2 tRNA genes are annotated in these 611 nt (G+C 44.0%); both read right to left on the reverse strand.

The features are described from left to right. Positions 1–283: 283 nt before the first annotated feature. A tRNA-Ala gene (locus JCM19034_RS20665) sits at positions 284–359 on the reverse strand. 12 nt (positions 360–371) lie between these two features. After that, positions 372–448 (reverse strand) — tRNA-Ile (locus JCM19034_RS20670). Positions 449–611 lie beyond the last annotated feature (163 nt).

Here is a 611-nt window from a genome sequence, read left to right on the forward strand (position 1 = left end):
ATTTTGGCTGCAGATCACCTTCGAATGACTTCGTCCATTTCATTCTTCCGATTCTCACGTACGGGTGTACGCTGCGAGTCTCCAGAATTTCATGTCCTCGTCCTTCTCGGTTCTCTTTGCCAAAAACGATCTCAATATTAAGGTCGTTTATTTGAATTCTTGACGTTCGTTTGAATCATTCGTTTTGTTTTCACAAAACACCGATGAAACAAACATTGTTTCTCCATGATCTAGTTTTCAAAGAACCTCGCTACTGATTAGCATCAGTTTGCGTATTCTAAATTGGTGGAGCCTAGCGGGATCGAACCGCTGACCTCCTGCGTGCAAAGCAGGCGCTCTCCCAGCTGAGCTAAGGCCCCGTGACGTTCTTATGGTGGGCCTGAGTGGACTCGAACCACCGACCTCACGCTTATCAGGCGTGCGCTCTAACCAGCTGAGCTACAGGCCCCCACCATTGATCCGACAAAAAAGAAACCATCTCGATCTCCAAGATCATTTATCGGATTTTTATTATTATATTTAGATCAAGTTTTTTGCTGCATTAATCGTAAATGCAGGAGCAAAAGCTCTTACTTAATCTGAGAGTTTTGAGTACTCTCAAAACTGAACAA

It is taken from the genome of Bacillus sp. JCM 19034 (genome assembly GCF_001310635.1).
Lineage (GTDB): Bacteria > Bacillota > Bacilli > Bacillales > Bacillaceae_D > Halalkalibacter.